The sequence below is a fragment of the Cytobacillus sp. FSL K6-0265 genome, from assembly GCF_038003465.1.
GTDB lineage: Bacteria > Bacillota > Bacilli > Bacillales > Cytobacillaceae > Cytobacillus > Cytobacillus stercorigallinarum.
This window is the reverse complement of record NZ_JBBOPE010000001.1, coordinates 1,063,460-1,083,715: the sequence shown is the minus strand read 5'-3', so window position 1 is coordinate 1,083,715 and position 20,256 is coordinate 1,063,460. Positions and strand designations below refer to the sequence as shown.

Annotated in this window: 17 protein-coding genes and 2 riboswitches; of the genes, 6 read left to right on the top strand and 11 right to left on the bottom strand. The window is 37.3% G+C overall.

The window, feature by feature from the left end; genetic code table 11:
- Positions 1-58: 58 nt before the first annotated feature.
- The 4 genes from MHH73_RS05585 to MHH73_RS05570 all read right to left on the bottom strand — a co-directional run bounded on the left by MHH73_RS05585 (position 59) and on the right by MHH73_RS05570 (position 5,352).
- A complete protein-coding gene (locus MHH73_RS05585; protein WP_341065404.1) occupies positions 59-1,867 on the bottom strand; it encodes an ABC transporter ATP-binding protein in 1,809 nt (602 codons plus the stop codon).
- On the bottom strand, positions 1,860-3,584 hold the full coding sequence (locus tag MHH73_RS05580) for an ABC transporter ATP-binding protein (protein ID WP_341065401.1): 1,725 nt from the start codon (positions 3,582-3,584) through the stop codon (positions 1,860-1,862). Before MHH73_RS05580 ends, MHH73_RS05585 begins: the two co-directional genes overlap by 8 nt.
- A 154-nt stretch (positions 3,585-3,738) precedes the next feature.
- Complete coding sequence (locus MHH73_RS05575) at positions 3,739-4,629, bottom strand: cation diffusion facilitator family transporter (protein ID WP_191815633.1); 891 nt, start codon at positions 4,627-4,629, stop codon at positions 3,739-3,741.
- Between the two features lie 516 nt (positions 4,630-5,145).
- On the bottom strand, positions 5,146-5,352 hold the full coding sequence (locus tag MHH73_RS05570) for a hypothetical protein (protein ID WP_191815631.1): 207 nt from the start codon (positions 5,350-5,352) through the stop codon (positions 5,146-5,148).
- Positions 5,353-5,492: 140 nt separating this feature from the next.
- Between MHH73_RS05570 and MHH73_RS05565 the strand changes: the two genes are divergently transcribed.
- The 3 genes from MHH73_RS05565 (at position 5,493) to MHH73_RS05555 (ending at position 8,194) form a co-directional block, all read left to right on the top strand.
- A complete protein-coding gene (locus MHH73_RS05565) occupies positions 5,493-6,869 on the top strand; it encodes a sensor histidine kinase (protein ID WP_341065397.1) in 1,377 nt (458 codons plus the stop codon).
- On the top strand, positions 6,844-7,515 hold the full coding sequence (locus tag MHH73_RS05560; protein WP_341065395.1) for a response regulator transcription factor: 672 nt from the start codon (positions 6,844-6,846) through the stop codon (positions 7,513-7,515). The genes MHH73_RS05565 and MHH73_RS05560 overlap by 26 nt, the downstream gene beginning before the upstream one ends.
- 100 nt (positions 7,516-7,615) lie before the next feature.
- On the top strand, positions 7,616-8,194 hold the full coding sequence (locus MHH73_RS05555) for a YdhK family protein (protein ID WP_341065393.1): 579 nt from the start codon (positions 7,616-7,618) through the stop codon (positions 8,192-8,194).
- Between the two features lie 235 nt (positions 8,195-8,429).
- Here the strand turns inward: MHH73_RS05555 and MHH73_RS05550 are convergent, their stop codons facing one another.
- On the bottom strand, positions 8,430-8,915 hold the full coding sequence (locus MHH73_RS05550) for a GNAT family N-acetyltransferase (RefSeq protein ID WP_341065390.1): 486 nt from the start codon (positions 8,913-8,915) through the stop codon (positions 8,430-8,432).
- Between the two features lie 27 nt (positions 8,916-8,942).
- A complete protein-coding gene (locus tag MHH73_RS05545) occupies positions 8,943-9,566 on the bottom strand; it encodes a Type 1 glutamine amidotransferase-like domain-containing protein (protein ID WP_341065387.1) in 624 nt (207 codons plus the stop codon).
- Between the two features lie 165 nt (positions 9,567-9,731).
- Between MHH73_RS05545 and MHH73_RS05540 the strand changes: the two genes are divergently transcribed.
- From MHH73_RS05540 to MHH73_RS05530, 3 genes are all read left to right on the top strand, one after another.
- Positions 9,732-10,226: a sigma-70 family RNA polymerase sigma factor gene (locus MHH73_RS05540; protein WP_191815619.1), complete on the top strand. Its 495-nt coding sequence runs from the start codon at positions 9,732-9,734 to the stop codon at positions 10,224-10,226.
- A complete protein-coding gene (locus MHH73_RS05535; RefSeq protein WP_341065384.1) occupies positions 10,219-11,061 on the top strand; it encodes a DUF3298 and DUF4163 domain-containing protein in 843 nt (280 codons plus the stop codon). The genes MHH73_RS05540 and MHH73_RS05535 overlap by 8 nt, the downstream gene beginning before the upstream one ends.
- 470 nt (positions 11,062-11,531) lie before the next feature.
- The gene (locus MHH73_RS05530; RefSeq protein ID WP_341065382.1) at positions 11,532-13,445 is read left to right on the top strand and encodes an acyltransferase family protein; all 1,914 of its coding nucleotides are present in this window, start codon (positions 11,532-11,534) and stop codon (positions 13,443-13,445) included.
- Between the two features lie 319 nt (positions 13,446-13,764).
- Here MHH73_RS05530 and MHH73_RS05525 read toward each other — a convergent pair whose 3' ends face one another.
- From MHH73_RS05525 to mtnK, 5 genes are all read right to left on the bottom strand, one after another.
- Positions 13,765-14,763 carry an ABC transporter permease gene (locus tag MHH73_RS05525; protein WP_341065380.1) on the bottom strand — a complete coding sequence of 333 codons (999 nt, stop codon included), beginning with the start codon at positions 14,761-14,763 and terminating at the stop codon, positions 13,765-13,767.
- Positions 14,732-16,270 carry a sugar ABC transporter ATP-binding protein gene (locus MHH73_RS05520; protein ID WP_341065378.1) on the bottom strand — a complete coding sequence of 513 codons (1,539 nt, stop codon included), beginning with the start codon at positions 16,268-16,270 and terminating at the stop codon, positions 14,732-14,734. The genes MHH73_RS05525 and MHH73_RS05520 overlap by 32 nt, the downstream gene beginning before the upstream one ends.
- A 74-nt stretch (positions 16,271-16,344) precedes the next feature.
- Positions 16,345-17,412 (bottom strand): sugar ABC transporter substrate-binding protein, encoded by a 1,068-nt coding sequence (locus tag MHH73_RS05515; RefSeq protein WP_341065375.1) that lies wholly within the window; start codon positions 17,410-17,412, stop codon positions 16,345-16,347.
- A complete protein-coding gene (gene mtnA / locus MHH73_RS05510) occupies positions 17,409-18,461 on the bottom strand; it encodes an S-methyl-5-thioribose-1-phosphate isomerase (RefSeq protein WP_341065373.1) in 1,053 nt (350 codons plus the stop codon). Before mtnA ends, MHH73_RS05515 begins: the two co-directional genes overlap by 4 nt.
- On the bottom strand, positions 18,458-19,642 hold the full coding sequence (mtnK, locus tag MHH73_RS05505; protein WP_341065371.1) for an S-methyl-5-thioribose kinase: 1,185 nt from the start codon (positions 19,640-19,642) through the stop codon (positions 18,458-18,460). Before mtnK ends, mtnA begins: the two co-directional genes overlap by 4 nt.
- Positions 19,643-19,788: 146 nt before the next feature.
- Positions 19,789-19,942, bottom strand: a riboswitch (SAM riboswitch).
- Between the two features lie 201 nt (positions 19,943-20,143).
- A riboswitch (SAM riboswitch) is annotated at positions 20,144-20,247 on the top strand.
- Positions 20,248-20,256: the final 9 nt, after the last annotated feature.

The following is a 20,256-nucleotide window of genomic DNA, read 5'->3' as shown; positions in this document are numbered from 1 at the left end:
GCTAATCCGTTTCATCCCTTCAAAACTCACTTCGAGTTGCTTTCTGCCTTAACTTTTGTTAATTTAAAAACTGCTGTTTATACATATCTGCATAAACCCCTTGCTTATTATATAACCGCTGATGACTGCCTTGTTCAACAATTTCTCCATCCTTTATGACCATAATATGATTGGCTTGCTCAATTGTTTTGAGGCGATGGGCAATGACAAATGTCGTTTTCCCTTTTGTTAATTGTGCCAATCCCTTTTGAATTTGAATTTCAGTTTGTGTATCAATACTGGATGTGGCTTCATCTAATATTAGAATATTGGGATTCGCAAGCATTGCTCTTGCGATAGAAAGAAGCTGTTTTTGTCCTTGACTTAAATTGCTGCCGCCACTTTCGATAAACGTATCATATCCTTTCGGGAGATGCTTTATAAAGGCATGAGCTGACGCAAGCTTGGCTGCCTCTATTACATCTGTATCTTTTGCTTTAAGCTTCCCATAACGAATATTCTCCATAACCGTTCCAGAAAATAAATAAGAATCTTGTAAAACGATTCCGATATTTTTACGAAGTAGACGTATTTCATAGTCTCTTATGTCTTCACCATCAATATAGATTGCCCCTTTTGTAACATCATAAAAACGAGCGAGTAATTGAATGATGGTTGTTTTACCTGAACCAGTTGGACCAACGATGGCAATAGTCTCTCCAGCTTTCACACTAAAACTAAGCGATGATAAAACCTCTCTCTGCTCATAAGCAAAAGAAACATTCCTAAATTCAACATTTCCTACCAATGCCGATACCTTTAGAGCTGACGGACTTTCAACTATATCTGTTTTTTCATCTAAAATTTCAAAAACACGTTCTGCACCAGCTATGGCCGATTGAAAAGTGGTAATCAAATTAGACAACTGATTAATTGGACGGTAAAAATTACGGGAATACGTCACAAATGATGCAATCATCCCTATCGAAGCCATATTTACAATCGCGAGTAATGCGCCTGTAAAAATAATAAAGGCTAATCCCAAGTTATTCATAAAGTTATTCACAGGGCCAAGAAAACCTGATGATATTTCAGCACGAATAGAAGAAGTTCTTAACATTTCATTTTTATGCTCAAAAGAAGTAAGAACGTCATCCTCTTTGCCATATAATGCAATAATCTCCAATCCAGAGATTGACTCCTCTACCTGCCCATTCACTTCGCCGAGATCTCGCTGTCTCGCAGAAAAATAATGACTACTATAAGAGACAATCGCTTTCGTTGCTAAAAACATAAGTGGAATCACCAAGAATGCCACGATGGCCATCACACCATTTAATGCAATCATCGCAATCGCTACTCCGGTAATTGTTAAAACGGATGAAACGATTTGAATCACACTTTGACTAAGCGCTGCATGTAAATTATCGATATCATTTGTTACTCGACTTATTAATTCGCCATAAGAACGCTTATCGAAAAATTTCAACGATAAACTTTGGAGCTGATCAAATAATTCCTGACGGATTTTTTTTATTGTTAATAACGACACATTTACCATGATGAGCGTTTGTGCCCATGTAGTAATAGATATAAGAATATATATACATGCTAGTAAGGCGGACATGACAATGGTACCTGTAATTTCACCTTTTAAAATAAAATCATCAATGATGACACCGATTAAATAAGGACCAGCTAATGTAAATAAAGTTGATAATAACACCATAAAAACAACAAGTATCATTCTTATCTTTTGTTGTTTCATATACTGCCATATACGTAGCAATGTCCCTATAAATTTTTTCGGTGTCGCCCCTTTACCATTCATACGGCTAGGACCTCGGCCAAAATCTAGTGTTTTTTGTTCTTTTGGTTGATTACTCATGGCCGGCTCCCCCTTGTGTTTGATAAATCTCCTTATATACTTCACTTTCTTCTAACAACGTCTCATGATTACCTTTAGCGACAATCTCACCCTCATGAAGAACAATGATCTCATCCGCTTCTCTTATTGAGGATATTTTTGATGAAATAATCACTTTCGTCGAATGACGTTGGTTTAATGCATGTTGAATTTCCTTTTCAGATAGGGCATCAACGGCTGAGGTTGAGTCATCAAGAATGAGCAAGTCTGGCTCCCTAATAAATGCTCTAGCAATGGAAAGTCTTTGCCTTTGCCCACCGGAAAAATTCTTCCCTCCTTGCGCCACTTCATACTCATAACCTTCATCCAATTTCTCAATAAATTCAACTGCACAGGCATCATTTGCCGCTTGCTTCATTTCTTCTAGTGATGCATCGGTTCTCCCATCTTTTAGATTGTCTGCAATAGTACCTGAAAATAATAGCGCACGTTGGCTAACAAAACCGATTTGTTTCCGTAATGTTTCCTTCGTGTAACTTTTAATATCCACACCGTTCAAAAGGATTTGACCATGATCGACATCATACAATCGAGGAATGAGTTTGGCTATTGTTGTCTTTCCACTACCAGTTGGACCAATAATTCCTAACGTCTTTCCTCGTTGAATAGTGAAGTTTATATTTTTTAGCACATATTCACCATTTTTGCTATAACTAAAAGCAACATCTTTAAATAATAAATGCTCCTCTTTCTGTTGAGCAATGGTATGTTCACCGTCTACCATATCTTTTTCAACCGTTAATACTTCTTGAATTCGATTAGCCGAAGGGAAAGCTCTTGTTATTAACATCAACACATGGCTACTGGACATCAAGCCATTCATAATAATCGTCATATAGTTAATAAAAGCAAGGATTGCTCCGACTTCAATTGTTCCTCCATCCACCTTTATGACACCAAGCCATAAAGCAGCCACAATGCCTAAATTCACGATAAAAAGCAATAAGGGCATCATAAGAGCAATCAATTGTTCTGCAGAAATATTGACCTTCGTTAACATATTGTTTTTTTCGGCAAATCGCTTCATTTCAAAGTTTTCTCTTCCGAATGCTTTAACGACGCGAATACCGGCTAAATTTTCTTGTAAGCGGGTATTGATGCCATCGATTGCTACTTGCACTTTTTCAAATAAAGCCGCTGATTTTTTGGTGAAATAAATAATAATAATAAATAAAATCGGCACAGCAATCATAACAATTGGAAAAAGTTCTCTTGCAGTAAAAAAGACGATTAGGACACTGCCAATGAACAATAACGGCCCCCTTACAAAAACTTTTAACGTCATTAATACCGCGCGCTGTAATACACTAATATCATTACTTACAATCGTAATGAGCTTGCCCGAACCATAACGATCCACGTCCCTACTAGAAAATTGCACAATACGATTAAATACATCCTTTCTTATGTCTGTTGAAAAATGAACCGCAGCTTTTGTGCTAAAAATAGAACAACCAACCCCACCTATTAATCCGATGATGGCGACAATAATCATAGAAATACCAAGCTGAATTGTCAGCTCCGTGTTATTATTAGCGATCGCATCATCAATCATATGTTGCATAATTGTGGGCTGAAGTAAATCCATACTTACTTCGATAAACATTAAAAATGGTCCTAAACAAGCCAAAAACCAATATGGCTTTATGTAATTTAATAGTCTTCCAAATGAACGCATCCAGTCTCTCCTCTATTTCTTTTTCTAACTTATTTATTTTAACGCTTACTTACTCAATTTGGTCAAATAGATTTTCCCCTTTTGTAAATGTTTTGTTCTCCCAATAGTAAAGAAGCTCACCTGAATTTAATCAGATGAGCTTCTTTACTTACTATTAGGCCCTATCTTCACAAGTTTCATGAGGCTCAACGTGAACATGAACATCATAAACATGATGATTCTCGATTAATTCTTTTTCAACTACTGTAGCGAGATCATGGGCAAGGTTAATATCCATCGTTCCTTCTACACAAATAATCACATCGACAACGATATTATTTCCATACAAACGCCCTTTGATTTCCTTTATTTCTTTCACGCCTTCAATCGCATGAATGGCATTTTCATATTCCTCAATCTTATCTTCATCAAAGCCGTCTGTTAGTTGATGTGTTGAGTCTCTGAAGATCTCCCATGCTGTTTTAACAATCAAACAGCCAACTATTACAGCTGTTACTGTATCTAACCAAGGTAATCCAAGTTGTGATCCAAATATACCAATTGCTGCACCGATACTAACTAGTGCATCAGAGCGGTTATCCATAGCCACTGCATACAATGATTTACTATCAATACTATTAGCCAACTTTTGGTTGTAAATAGACACAACAAACATAATTGCAGCAGCCAATAAAGCCACATATCCAGCAATCGCATTAGGCACTTCGGAAGTTTGATTCACTAAAGAGGAAAACGCTCCAATAATTACTTCTGCACCGACAGCAAACATAATAAAAGCAGCAATCAAGGAGGCAATTGCTTCACTTTTCCAATGTCCGTATTTATGGTCTTTATCTGGAGGTCGTTGTGAAATTCGTAAGCCCACCAGAACAGCAATACTCGCAATGATGTCTGTCACATTATTTAATCCATCTGCTTTTAGAGCAGCTGAGTTTGTCATATAGGCAACGGTCAACTTAAAAACCGATAGTATGATGTAAACAATAATACTTAACTTTGCACCTTTTTCACCAATTTTTAAATTCTTATATTTTTGTTCATCCACTAAAAACACACCCTTCAATCGCTATATTTATCATAGCAATCACTAGTCGAGTGGGTCTATAGCAACCTTTTTGGCTCATTGAATTTAAATAGGGATAATAAAAAATTGTTGAAAGAGGCAAACATTTTATCGGTAATCCAAACATGTACAATCCCCCTAGCCCCTTCACCGTATTCACATAATGTCTCCAGAATCACACCTTTCATACATGAGATTAAGACCCTTTGCTATTGGTGGGCGATTTACTTCTATCTACACAAAAAAGGCTGCCAACTTAATTTGGAAGCCCCTAAGTATTGCAAGTCAAAATCTTGCTTTGAAATAGATTAAATATGTACGTGTACAACACGTATAATGAAAAACCGCACGATCAATAATTGGTTGGGTACATTTCTTTACTTGTATTCTAAATGCTAAATACTTGCGGATTTTTCCTCTTTTAAGTTGGGAAACAAACTCAATGATTAGACAACAGAATATTCCCAAACCATTATTTTTAATGAATTCACTCTCTTCCTATCGTCTTTTACTAAAAGAGCTTCCCTTTATATATAGAACGACAATTGTAGTAATGATAAGCCCAGCGAATACAAATGTCCCCATTCCTGCTCGATAGACGATATAGACATCCGTATGCTTAAATACATTAATAATCAAATATATTATTAGCGTCAAAGCAAGCACGATAATAATCGATGTGAATTTATTTTTACCACGATACATCATTCCACACCCTTTCACAACTGAAAGTGACTATCCTTAAGACCTGCTCTATACTTATGTACGAAACAAGCTATGATATGACAAGTCACTCTGCACACATTCTCCACATGTATTCTCTATAATTAGCGATAGGTGATGCTATGAAGAATTTATCCGTTAAACTAGGACTTCTATTTTTCTTGATTATTTTCACTTTAGAACTCTTTCTTTTTTTCTTTCTTCACTCTTCCTTAGTTGAGTCGAGAGTGGAAGAGGAACTTTTTTCCTTACAATCTAGAGGAGATGCTCATAAAGACACGTTAAGAACTAGTTTTGAAGCAGATACGATTCAGCATGTAGCTCTTATGGAAAAAGAAGCCAGTACTGATGTGATTGTTACAAACTTAAAGGGAAGTGTACTTGCTTCCTCACTTTCATTGGATATGAAAAAAATTATTTCATCAGGAATGAAGCTACAAAACGGTGTCGTAGAAAATGATTGGGAAAATCAACCCTATATTGTAACTGTAAGCTCTATTCCTAATCAAGGATACGTTTTCATGTTTCAAAACACTGATTCTATTCAAACACTGATTGATCGCTTAAATAATCATTTTTTTATTACAGGATTAATCACAGCTTTTCTAACGATTGTGATTATAATATTGCTTTCTATCGCTTTAGTCCGACCGCTTAATAAGATGAAAGAAGCCACGATCCAAATAAAAAGTGGCGATTTCTCCATATCTCTACCTGATATTGGTAATGATGAACTCGGCAAACTAGCCAAAACCATCAATCTACTTGCCAGTGAGTTAAAACATTTAAAGCAAGAGCGCAGTCAATTTTTAGCCAATATTTCTCATGAATTAAAAACACCGCTCACTTACCTAAAAGGATACGCTGACATCGTTCAAAGAAAGGAGCTTCCAATTGAAGAACGTGAAAAATATTTGTCCATCATTCAGGAAGAAGCGAAAAGAATAAATACACTAGTAGAAGACTTATTTGAATTAGCAAAAATAGATCAATACGGCTTTAAAATGAAGAAGCAACCCATTCATTTAAGCGACTTTCTAGCCCATTTACATCATAAATTCGAACCAGCTTTCCACCATCAATCCATGAGATTACATGTGGAAATGCCAAAAGAAAATATTATTGTAAATATCGATTCAGCTCGAGTAGAACAGATTCTTTATAACCTATTGGATAATTCATTGAAATATAGTCAAACGGCTACGGAAACGACATTAAAGATATGGACGAATACAAACGATTTATATATAAGCATTGTTGATAACGGAAGTGGCATTCAAGAAAAAGACCTTCCACATATCTTTAAACGCTTCTATCGTGGGACATATAGCAACCATTCAAGTAATGTAGGTTCGGGTCTCGGTCTTTCGATTGTGAAAGAATTAGTCAACGCCCATAATGGTGACATTACTGTCAAAAGCAACGCAAAAACCGGGACAACTTTTACGATCATGTTAAAAGGAGCAGTATTAAATGAGAAAGATACTTTTAGTAGATGACGAAATGCGGATGCTTGATTTATTAGACCTGTATTTATCACAAAACGGGTTTTCTTGTATAAAAAAAACTTCCGGTGCATGTGCGCTGGACTATATGGAAGATCATGCTATTGAACTAGTCATCATTGATGTAATGATGCCTGATATGGACGGGTGGGAACTATGTCAATTGATCAAACAGCAAAGTGATGTGCCCATCATTATGTTAACAGCGAAAGGAAGTAAACCAGATGTAGTTAAGGGGCTAACCATTGGTGCCGACGATTATATTGCTAAACCATTTGATGAAGAAGAACTGATCGCTAGAATCGAAGCTGTCTTAAGAAGAACAAAAGCAACTGGCAGTGAAATTATATTTAAAGAACTACAGTTAAATAAGGAATCCTATGATTTTTACTATCAAAAGAAAAAAATCCCTGTCACACAAAAAGAATTTGTGTTACTTGAGCTTTTTTTAACTCATCAAAATCATGTTTTTTCACGCGAACATCTCATTACGAAAATTTGGGGATACGGGGTATATATCGAAGACCGAACAGTTGATTCACATATACGAAATATAAGAGAAAAGCTACGTGAAGTTGATTTCCCTATTGATCAGCATTTACAAACCGTATGGGGAATTGGGTATAAATGGGTATCATAATTTGTTCTTTTGTTCAGAATGAAGATGACAATTATTCCTTCATATAATCTGCAAATTTACAATCTATAATAATTGCAAACCATTAAAGGAGATGACCTATATGAAAAAGCAACTAACCGTTGGAATGATTGCCTTGTTGGCAATGGTATTTTTAGCTGCTTGTAATAACGACAATGATGCATCACCAGGTAATGATGAGCCGAATGGAAATGAGGAAATGAATCATGAAGAAATGGACCATGAGGGAATGGATCATTCTAGTGATGGTGAAATCCCGGAAGGCTTAGAAGATGCTGATGAACCCACATACGCTGTTGGCTCCACAGCGACAATAAAAACGGGACATATGGAAGGCATGGAAGGTGCGGAGGCAAAGATTGTTGGTGCTTATAATACAACGGCTTATGCTGTAAACTATACCCCTACTTCAGGTGGAGAGCCTGTGAAAAATCACAAATGGATTATTCATGAAGAGCTAGAAGAGCCAGGTAATGCACCATTACAAGAGGGAGATACCACTGTGACTACCGCTGATCATATGGAGGGTATGAAGGGCGCAGAAGTGGAAATCGTCTCAAGTGAAGACACAACCGTTTATATGATTGACTATACGCCAACCACTGGCACTGAAAAAGTCACGAACCATAAATGGGTGACAGAAGCTGAACTAGAAAGATAAGGATGGGCATCGGCGGCTCTCGTATCATCCCATTTGAATCATAGCATGATATCTTGTCCACATACCTTTTAGCTATCGCCAAGAGTTATGTGGACTTGCTCATTCTTTTGTGTTGTATCCCACTTTTGCGGATATCTTCTATTTTAATAATGATAGGTGACATACTTTAACGTGTCTTACCTTATATTCGTTTGATTTCTATAGGCTATCTTTATTTGATTAGATATCAGATTGTTCAAAATAATTTTCCCATATAATACTCATCATAATATTCTCCGTCCATTAATAACGACCTTCGTTTCACACCTTCTACTTCAAAACCAATCTTTTTATATAGCGCTAGTGCTGCTTCATTTTCTGATACTACTGTCAATTCAATCCGCATGATCTTTTCCTGATTGGCCCATGCCAGTACCGCCTGTAATAATTGCCCTCCAACTCCCATTCCTCTGTAATCTTTATGAATACCGACAACAATACTCGTACAATGTTTTTTCTTTCGCACCGTTTCTCTTATCACAAGTGTATACCCAATCAATTGTTCTCCATCTTCGGCACCAATAACCGTTATATGATCTCTATTAAGTAAAGCCTCTGCCCCTTCAACCGTTAATGTTCTTTCCCCTGCTTCCATCAACATATAAGGACTGCTTGCCTCTACATCCATCATCAATTGTGCAAGTTGTTTCCCATCATCTACGGAAAGCTCTTTGATTACCATTCAGAACTCCATCCCTTCTCGATCTAATTATTCAAAAATATGTACATTCTTCCCTTCTAACGATTCAATCTGTCCATTTTTCAAATAAACACTTGCTTCGTCATCCAAGCCCAATCCTTTTTCTGTCTTCGTTTCAGTCATTACAGCAATTAGGTTCTGCTTTTCGTTCCATTTTGTATAATGAGCAGCGATAATATAACCTTGTAAGATACCTAAGCCATTTAAAATCATCCGTTGTTCTCCATTATAATCGCTCGGGGAAACCATGCAATATGCTGGACATATTAAAGCACCGGCAGAAAAGCCTGCGATTGGCACTCCTTCTTGAAAGAGTTGCTTTATTTCCTCCCCTACCCTTTTAGTTACGATATAGTGATGATAGGAAAGTGTGTCACCGCCACATATAATCATGCCAGTTATTTTTTCTTTGTTGATCGACGTAGTCTCTTCTAATAAATAATAGCGAAAATCTGTTACACCTTCTTCTTCTAAAATATGCTGATATTTAGACATATAAGATTGCCAGCCTTTACGATTCAAACAAAATATCGCTACATGTCCGTCTCTTTGATTGCAAAGACTGGCAAACTGCTTTCCATGACTTCTTCCAAAAGGCGGACTTCCACCAAATAAGAATAAATGTTGATCCATAAACACTCCTCCAGTTTCTCCACCTTTTCTTTTATCTTCGAATTCTATTCTTAAACAAACATTAGCATAATGAATAAATAAAAAGTTCATTTCCGCACAAACTTTTTCTATGAGATCAATCGTCTATCCATTGTACAAAGTTTTTTAAAAGGAGCTCCTTGAAAGATGAATAAGCAAAATATGTTTGTACAAATGGTTGAAGAACATAAACAAGATTACTACCGGCTTGCTTATAGTTATGTTAGAAACCAAGCAGATGCTTTAGATATTGTTAGTGAATCCATTAAAAAAGGATTGCTCTCAATCAATAAATTAGAAAATGTCGATGCATTAAGAAGTTGGTTTTATAAGATTATCGTACGTACATCGCTCGACTTCTTAAAAAAGCATAAACGCATGACTGTATCAGATCATGACACAATCACCTATTTGCAAAGAGGAGAACAGGATGTTTATATGCATTTTGACTTACATGATGCATTAGCACAATTGCCCTTACAATATAAAACGGTCATTTTACTGCGCTATTTTGAAGACTTAAAGATTCAAGAAATTGCCACTGTTATAGATGAAAATGTCAATACAGTCAAGACACGATTATATCGCGGCTTAAAATTATTAAAGCTTGAACTGACAGAAGGAGATGAAATGGATGAGTAATCGACTGAAAGAATGGCGTAGACAATATAATGATATACCTATACCAGCAGAATTAGATGATATCATCGAAAGCGCATTAACTAGTCACACCCAACAAAAGCATTCGAAAAAGCGGTGGTTATGGCCAACTAGTATTGTGTCTGCTGCGAGTATTTTTACAGCAACGGTAAACTTTAGCCCTCAGGCGGCAAAAGCAATGTCAGAAGTACCTATTTTAAAACAAATTATTGAGGTTATTACCATTGATCAAATACACGAGAATGAAGAAAGTAAATCAATTGATGTAGAGATACCAGAAATTTCTGGTCTAGAAAACCACCAACTAGAAACTCATTTAAATCAAGCTTTTCTTGAAAAAGGAAAGCAATTATATCAAGAATATACGGATAGTAGCGGTCATCTAGCTATTCAAAGTGATTACAGCATTGTAAATGAAAATAATCAGATATTGTCCATCGAACTTCATACGTTTAAAGCCGAAGCATCTGGATATGAACAAAAAGATTACCTCACCATCGATAAAGAGTTACAAACGGTTCTCACTTTACCAAGTTTATTTACTTCAGAAGCATATGTAGAGGTAATAAGTGAAGAAGTTAAAAAGCAAATGAAGCAGAATATGGCTAATGATGAAAATCTCATTTATTGGCTAGATGATGTGGAATCATTTACAACTATTAACCGAGAGCAATCATTCTTTATCAACGAAGAAAATCACCTTATCATCTCATTTGATGAATATGAAGTGGCACCTGGTTATATGAGCGTTGTTCAGTTTGAAATTCCAACTGAAATGATCGATGAATTACTAGTGAGTGATCGTTATATCCATTAAATATGATTTGAATAAAAAATAATTGAGACCTCTCTTAAATTTTAAAAGAGGGGTCTTACTTTTTGGGAAGAAGCCATAATTGGAGCCTTGCATTTTAAATAACTTTTTCAAATGACCTTTTCTATAAGGTTATTGACCACCCAAAGATTCTTTTGCCCTGTTAACTGCTTATTTTTCCCTATTTAACAGGACTTTTCCCCCTTATAATATATCATTCTTTCCACCTATCCAAATCATTACATAATAAGAGTAAAATGAATAATTGTAGTGCTTTTTTATCGCTATTCTGCAAATTTTTTTACAAGCTTTTTGAAACTAAATACGATAGATTCATCGTCTATTTTATATGTTTATATAAATGAAGTTTATTAGAAAATAATACATAAATCAGTTAGTGGTTCACTTTTAAACGGATGATGATTCCATCCGGCAGCTAGAGTTTAATTGCATCAAAAATGGAGGACGTACATATGAAAAAAAAGACACACACACATTATATTACCGGGCTCGACGGACTGAGAGCGATTGCTGTTTTAGCCGTGATTGCCTATCACTTTCGCTTTGATTGGGCAGAAGGCGGGTTTTTAGGCGTTAGCTTATTCTTTGTTCTATCTGGCTACCTGATTACTTCCACTCTTTTACCGGATCAAAACAAAAGCATGAAATTAGATTTGAAGAAGTTTTGGGTTGGTCGTGCTCGCCGCTTATTACCCGCTTCTTATGCAATGATTTTTATTACCTTTGTGTGGGTCGTTCTTTTTCATCAAAACTTGTTATCCGTTATGCGTGGTGATGCGCTAGCTTCTCTATTCTATGTAAGTAACTGGTGGTTTATTTTCCACGAGGTTTCCTATTTTGATAGTTTCGCTGCGCCATCCCCAATAAAAAACCTATGGTCACTGGCGATTGAAGAACAATTCTATCTATTATGGCCACTTGTTCTAACGGTTCTAATTTATATTTTCAAGAATCGAGCAACCGTTTCAAGAATTATCTTTTTAAGCGCTTTATTATCTTGTTTATGGATGTCATTACAATATGACCCCAATGGTGATCCGAGCAGAGTTTATTATGGGACTGATACACGTTCATTTGAATTATTAATTGGCTGTTGGTTAGCCCTTGTTTGGCCAATGAAAAGACTATCAGCTAAGAAACTCTCACCACAACTAAAACAAACACTTAATGTCACAAGTATCGGTGCTCTAGTGATTTTGTTACTATGTATGTTTACCATTAATGAATATAATCCGTTTCTATATATTGGAGGCATGTTTCTAATTGCACTCCTATCAGCGGTTGTCATTGCTTGTGTCTGTCACCCATCAAGTATATTAAGCAAATGGCTATCATGGAAGCCACTTAGGTGGATTGGCACACGCTCATATGGTATTTATTTATGGCATTATCCGATTATTATTTTAACAACGCCTGTCGACCAAATAGCATCACCGCAACTATGGAGAGTGCTATTACAGCTCATCGCTATTTTTGCAATAGCAGAAGTATCCTACCGATTCTTAGAGCAACCGATTAGAAAATATGGTTTTAGAGCATTCTTTAAAAATTTCAAGAAAATAAATCCTCTTAAATGGAAAAGTTTAAATGGAAAGTATAGAATGGGTGCAGCTTTTGTTCCATTAGCAGCTATTATCTTTATTGCCGGTATGACCGGTGTTGTCAAAGGAGAAGAGCAGGAAGAGAAACCAACGGAATTAGTTATTTCCCAAGAAAACAGTACAGATCAACCGAAAGAAGAAACGAAAGAAGAAGCCTCGAATGTGCCAGAGAAAAATGACTCCTCAAAAGAAGCGCCAAAGGAGAAGACAGAAGGTACGGAAGAAGTAGAGGATGAAGTAGAAATACAGGCAGAGCCACTCCCTGCCGCTGAGCATTATAACCAAATTCTGGCCATTGGTGATTCATTAATGCTTGATGTTGCACCAAGTTTACAGCTACGCTTTCCTGCTATTACAATTGATGCGAAGGTGGGGCGTCAAGTTCATCAAGCAGTCGATGTAAGTCAGCAATACATTTCCTTTAACCAAAAAGAAAATGCGATCATTTTCATGTTAGGTACAAACGGCTTTTTCCGTGAGAAGCATTTAGATCAACTAATTGATTTATTTAGTGAAGCAGATATCTATCTTGTAAATACAAAAGTACCACGTTCATGGGAAGAAGATGTAAATGACGCTTTATTGAAAAAGGCGGAAGGTGAAGACCATGTCACACTAGTCGATTGGCACGAACTTGGAGAAAATCATCCGGAATACTTCGGTGGTGATGGCGTCCATGTAGGAAAAACCGGGGCAGAATCACTGGCTGAACTAATTGAAAAAGAAATGAATAATTATATTGAAGCATCCATAAAAGAAAAATAATCAACTAAATAGCCGCTGAACCTTAAATGTTCAGCGGTCTTTTTATCAGCTGTGTGCTTGTTATTGAACCATGCTGGAGAGTGCATTTCAGTGAAAAAAGATAGAGTAAAGCTATGCATGCTTCGGCTGCCTCATCTGCATGGTGAGCTATGTAAACCAGTTTGCTTATTCATATAGTAGATAAGTAAACAACTGCATCTATATAGAGAGGAAACCCCAAAAAAATTACGCCAGTTAAAAATGAAAACTAACAAATACACCCCCGGCGCGAACTCCTCTATGTTTGGCTTCTATCTGTTTTGCCTCACCCACTACTTCTTTATAAGCTATTTGTTGAAAACTTATTTTTCGCATACATATAAGTCACAGCCAATGCTAACACGAGTACGGTCCCTTTAATAATGTCAAAAGCATAATAAGGTAGATTCATAATTGTTAAACCATTTAATAATACGCCGATGACTGCTGCACCAAAGAATGTACCTAGCGCATTGGGTTTTCCAGCCCCTAGTACCGAGTAGCCAACAAATACAGCTGCAACTGCTTCCATCAGTAGTGGTGCACCTGCATCGATTTGCCCTGATCCTACCCTAGCAGTAAATAAAATCCCTGCTATGCTAGCAAAAATTCCAGAAATCACATAAGCCATGCATTTAATTTTCTTCACTTTTACACCAGATAAGGTCGCAGCTTCGGCATTCCCTCCTGTCATATAGAAGATTCTTCCCCATCTTGTATAGTTTAAAAAGCAGTAGGAAGCTAACACTAAAATCATCATGATCCATACGGGTACGGGAATACCTAATAAATGCCCTTGACCAATCCATAGAAAGGCATTAGAAAACGCACCAATTGCTGTCCCACCAGATGTTAGTGGCATATGGTTATAGATAGAGTATCCTTCTGTATAAGTCCGATGTAATCCCGCTACGATATACATACTGCTCAATGTGGCTAATAAATCAGGAATGCCAATTACAACAATTAAAAACGAATTAAATAGTCCCACAGCCACTCCAACGATAATCGGTAATAGGAGAACTAACCATAGCGGTAAATCGTACCATACCATCAGTGAAGCAGTAAAAACAGTTGCGAGTGACATTGTCGAGCCAACAGATAAATCAAAGCCGTCAACTACTAATGTAAATGTGACACCGAGCGCCAGCACAGTGACAATCGAAATGGAACGTAATATATCCGAAAAATTATCATAGGTTAAAAAGAATGAGCTCACACTTGTAAAATAGCAAATAATAAGAATAAGTAACGTAATTGCCCCGTATTTAAATAGAAATGCGATCAATTTGTCCTTCATGATTGACTTCCTTTCCACCACTTGCATATAGCAGAATCTTTTCTTGCGTTGCCTTTTCTTGCGTAAACTCTTTTACGAATTTGCCATCATACATCACTAATACTCTATGACAAACAGTTAATAATTCTTGTATTTCACTACTAAAATACAAAATGGCCTTGCCTTCTTTTGCAAGCTGTTGAATTAGTTTAAGAATCTCTCTTTTCGCACCGATATCCACACCTTTAGTAGGCTCATCAAATAAATAAACCTTTGCTTCATCTGATAACCACTTACCGATAACGATCTTCTGCTGATTTCCTCCACTTAAATGATTCACTTCGACCTCTGCATCTTTTGTTTTTACCTGCAAAGTTGAAATCACTTCTTCAGTAGCTTTTCTCTCAGCCTTTCTGTTCATAAATCCCGCTTTTACATACTTTTTTAGCTGTGGGAATGTTACATTCTTCGATATCGTTTCATTAATGAATAGCCCTTCTTTCCGGCGTTCTTCAGGAATATGAGTGATACCACAAGCAATAGCTGCTTTGGGATGCTTCAATTGTACCTTCTTACCAGAGACCATGATTTCTCCTGATTTGGCTGGTGTGTTTCCAAATATCGTTTTTGCTAGTTCCGTTTTACCAGCACCTACCAAACCCGCAATGCCTACAACTTCACCTTCATATACATTTAAACTAATATTTTGTAACTTTCCAAGATTGATATTCTTAAGAGCTAAGACCTCTTCCCCTCGTTTATAACTGTGCATAATCTTACTTTCCTCATGCCACACTTCTCCAAGCATTTGTTCAATCACCATTTCCTGCGTTATCTGATCAATTGGTACGGTTGAAATTCGACGCCCATCTCTCATAACGGTCACCACATCAGCAATGGCAAATACTTCAGGTAAACGATGTGTAATAAAAATACAACCAATTCCTTTTCCTCTTAGTTGCCTGATGACATGAAATAATTTTTCTGCCTCTCTATGTGATAACGGCGCAGTTGGCTCGTCAAAAATAATCACTTTAGTCGTTTGCACTAACGCCCTAGCGATAAGAACCAATTGCTTTTTCGCAAGACTTAGATTAGAAGCTACTTGGTTTAGATCCATATCATTCACATCTAGTAATGTTAATGCTTCCTGTGCCTGGCGATGTAATTCCTTACGAGAGAAGAACCACCCTTTCTCTTGTGAAAAGCGATCAAGCATAATATTTTCTGCTACAGTAAGCTGGGGAACAATGGCTGTATCAACCTCCTGATAAACGCAAAATATTCCTTTTTCTTTCGCGTCACGAGGGTGTAGAAAAAGAGCTTTTTCGTTGTTAACCAGGATTTCTCCTTGGTCTTGTCTATATACTCCAGAAAGAATTTTCATTAATGTACTCTTCCCAGCTCCATTTGCTCCGAGCAAAGCATGTATTTCTCCTTTATGAACCACTAATTCCCCGTCCCTTAGTGCCATAACTTGTCCGAAACTTTTACTAATTTTTTTCATTTCCAAAACAACTTCACTCATTTAAAGGAGCCCTCCCTTCATAGCTAGTCAACCGACTCTCTAGAAGTCGGTTGACTAGCTACAAACCATTTCATTCACTTGTCTTCAAGTGCTTTTAGTTCTTCCGTATAACCTTGTTCACTTTCTCCCCAACCATCTATATATTCATGCAGTTCATTTGTTGTAATTGCCTCATCAGGTAATTGACTCTTCTCTACAAAAACAGGATCAAGGATAACTTTTTCGTTTGGCGAATCACCGTTTAATTTTTGGTATAAATATCGAACTTGAATACGACCAATATCTTTTGGATCAACGGCAGCTGTGGCTTCCCATGAACTGTTTTCTTTTTGTATCAGTTGCAGATCTTCGTCACTCATATCAATTCCGTAGACTTTAATATCTTCTCTACCTGCTTGCTCTAGCGCTCTGACAGCTCCTTTAGCAAACTCGTCCCATGCTGCCCAAACGGATGTAATTTCACCTTCATTTGGATATTGTTTTAAAATTGCTTCCATTTGTGCTTGCGTATCTAATGCTGTATTGTCGGTCGCAGCACCAAATGCGGCTACTTCCTTAATATCTGCATTCTCTTTTAAAAATTGTTCATACGCTATTTGTCTTCTTTCCATCGGTGCAAATCCAGCTACCCAAATCTTAACAATATTCGCTTTCCCTCCTGCATCTTCTGCAAGCTTGGTTAATGTCAACTTCGCCATTTCTTCATCGCCTTGTTGAAGTACAGTGACATCTTTCACAGCAATGTCAGCATCAAAGACGACTACAGGTATATCTTGCGCAACCGCTTTTTCTACCCCTTGTGTTAACGCTTCCTTCGTTCCATGATCGATTAATATCCCATCAAATTTTTGATTAATCGCTGCATCTAAATTAGAAGCCATTTTTGCTAAGTCACCTTCCGAAGTAAATACTTGAACGGTTCCACCAAACTTTTCTACCTGCTCTTTTACCCCTTCAATATATTGGGCGGAAAATGTCCCTAAATTAATTTGCATAATCAGTGCGATTTTTTTATTAGCCAAGGGATGTTCTTTAGTTGATGCAGTTGCTTCACTATTTGAGCTGCTTCCTTTTGGCTGACAGCCTGCCAAAATTAAAATAAAAATAATAAAAAACGCTAATCCTATTCGATTGTTCTTCATACCTTAACTCCCTCTTCTGTTTTATTCAATAGTGCCAGTTTGCTTTGATCTGCTGCAAAAATGCCTTTTTCTGTAATGATTGCAGTAATTAAATTAGCAGTTGTCACATCAAACGCCGGATTAAATACTTTCGTTCCTTCTGGTGTAACCTGGTATGGACCGATATGAGTCACCTCTTCCGCCAACCTCTCCTCAATCGGAATATCTGCCCCTGATGCAATAGAGAAGTCAAATGTTGACAATGGTGCAGCTACATAGAAAGGAATCTGAAAATAGTTTGCTAAAATAGCTAGTTGCCATGTCCCGATTTTATTTGCTGTATCTCCATTCCTGGCAATGCGATCGGCCCCGACTATAATCGCTTCAATCCCCTTTGTTGCTATCGTATGAGCAGCCATATTATCAGTTATGACCGTCACGTCCACATTGGACTGTTGAAGTTCCCATGCCGTTAGGCGCGCCCCCTGTAGAACCGGTCTCGTTTCACAAGCGTATACTTGAAAGTCAACGCCTCTTTCATTACCTAAATGAAACGGTGCCAGCGCTGTACCGTATTTCCCTGTAGCAATCGTCCCCGCATTGCAAATCGTTAATACTTTTTTCTTTCCATTCAAGAGACTGAGTGCATTTTCGCCAATTTGCCGACAAATCTCTTCGTCTTCTTGATGGATTCGCTTTGCTTCTTGCTCTAAACTGAGAATCGCCTCTTCTGTTGAATAAAGAGTTTCTATTCCTTTCATCATTCGATCCAAAGCCCAGAACAAATTAACGGCTGTCGGCCTAGAACCCGCAAGATAAAGATAATCTTCATGAATTCTAAGATGGAAAGTTTCGATGTCGACACCTTCGTATTTTTTTGCAGCAATCGCTAAACCATAAGCAGCAGTGATTCCAATAGCTGGCGCTCCTCGCACTTTCAACTGAATAATCGCCTCAAAGACATCTTCAATGGTTTCGAGTTCTATCCAACTTGTTTGATGCGGTAATAACGTTTGATCTAGAATTTTCAATCTACCTTCTTGCCATTCAATGGGTGTTGGTATACTCATGGTGTATACACCTCAAGTTCCTTAAGAAGTTGCGAGATTGTTACTATGTTTTCGCGATTAATTATCAAGGATGAGCCTAATTGTATTGTTGCCTGCTTCACATCTAATCTAATTGAACTATCTTCTATCCCATCAAGATCCTTCACATGCGACAGTCCGATTGTTCTTCGTATTAATTCACATCCCACTACTCCGATTGCATCTTTAAATACTTTAGCTAGAAAAGATTCTAGCGCGCCTGGTACTTTAGTAAAAGGATGAACAACAGAATTTTGCCAAGCTTCTGAAAAATGATAAGAAAACACATCCCATACCTCTTCAATCTGTTGGCGAATAACCATTCTATCGTTTTCGTTTCGTACAAGTACTTGGAAAATTAGATGGGCAATATATTGACCGACATCAAATCCAATCGGACCATAAAAGCCGAACTCAGGATCAATGACTTTCGTCTCGTACTTACTCGCAAAAATACTTCCCGTATGTAGGTCACCATGTAGTAAGCTCTCTGCTTCAGTGAGAAAAGCATATTTTATTTTTGCTACTTCGAGTTTCAACTTGTCATTAGCCCATAATTGCTGAACACTTTCAGCCAACCCAGCTTCAAAATCATTCGTTTCCACATCAAAAAATGGATCGGTGAATACTAAATCCTCAGTGATTTTACATAGTTCAGGATTTGAAAATTTAGCAACCAATTTCTTTTTCTCAAACGGATGAAGAGCAAAATCTGAAGTTAAAAACAATGTCTTTGCTAAGTACTCACCAATATCAGCTGATAACTTCGGATAATGATTCCCTTGAATCAATCCCTCTCTTACAATTGTCAAATGCGAAAGGTCCTCCATTACAGTTAATGCAAGTTCTTCATCTGTTGCTAGTACTGCTGGGACAAGGTGAGGAACTGCTTCACCATGCTTCTTAAGCACTTCTGCCTCCAGTTTTGCTCGTTTAAGTGTTAGCGGCCAGCTTTCTCCCACTACTTTTGCATAGGGGAGTGCTTGCTTAATAATTACACTTTTACGATTAGAAGCAATACGGAAAACATAATTCAAATTACCATCACCAATCTCTTCCACCGTCATTTTTTCATCCGGTAAGAACAGATTTAAACTCTTTACGTATTCACATGCAGATTCCTCTGTTAAAGCGCGATACCCTATATTCTCTAAAACAGCCATCTCTCTTCCCCCTTATTTCATTAGTACTCTGCTGCACAAAACAGGGGTGACTACATAAAGAGATGTAGTCGGACCTGCTTTGTCACTACAGAAACAAAAATGCCCCTTTCCAGTACAGAAAGAGGCATTCGTCATTACGATTTTGCCTCTCATCTTTCCAGAATAAATTCTGAATGGAATTAGCACCGTGCCTTACATTGGGCGCAGACATCTCTAGCTGCGCCTCGTTTCACAACGATATTACGGTCGGTTGCTGGGTTTCATCGGGCCATATTTCCCTCCACCTGCTCTTGATAAGAGTATAAAAGATTCATTTTTTTGAAATATCTTGAGCACATACTAGCACCGATTATAAAAAAGTGTCAATCTTTTTTTAAAATTTTTCATCTTTTTAAGCATAAAAGAATTTTGTCATATTACGTAAAAAATTCTCTGTTGACAGATAAAACACCTGGTGACATAATACAATTGTGCAAAAATTTAAAACGATAAACATAAATTTTCTTATCAAGAGCAGGCGGAGGGACGAGCCCGATGAAGCCCGGCAACCGATTCTAAATGAACACGGTGCTAATTCTTGCAGCAATCATGCTGACAGATAAGGAGAAGGTTCT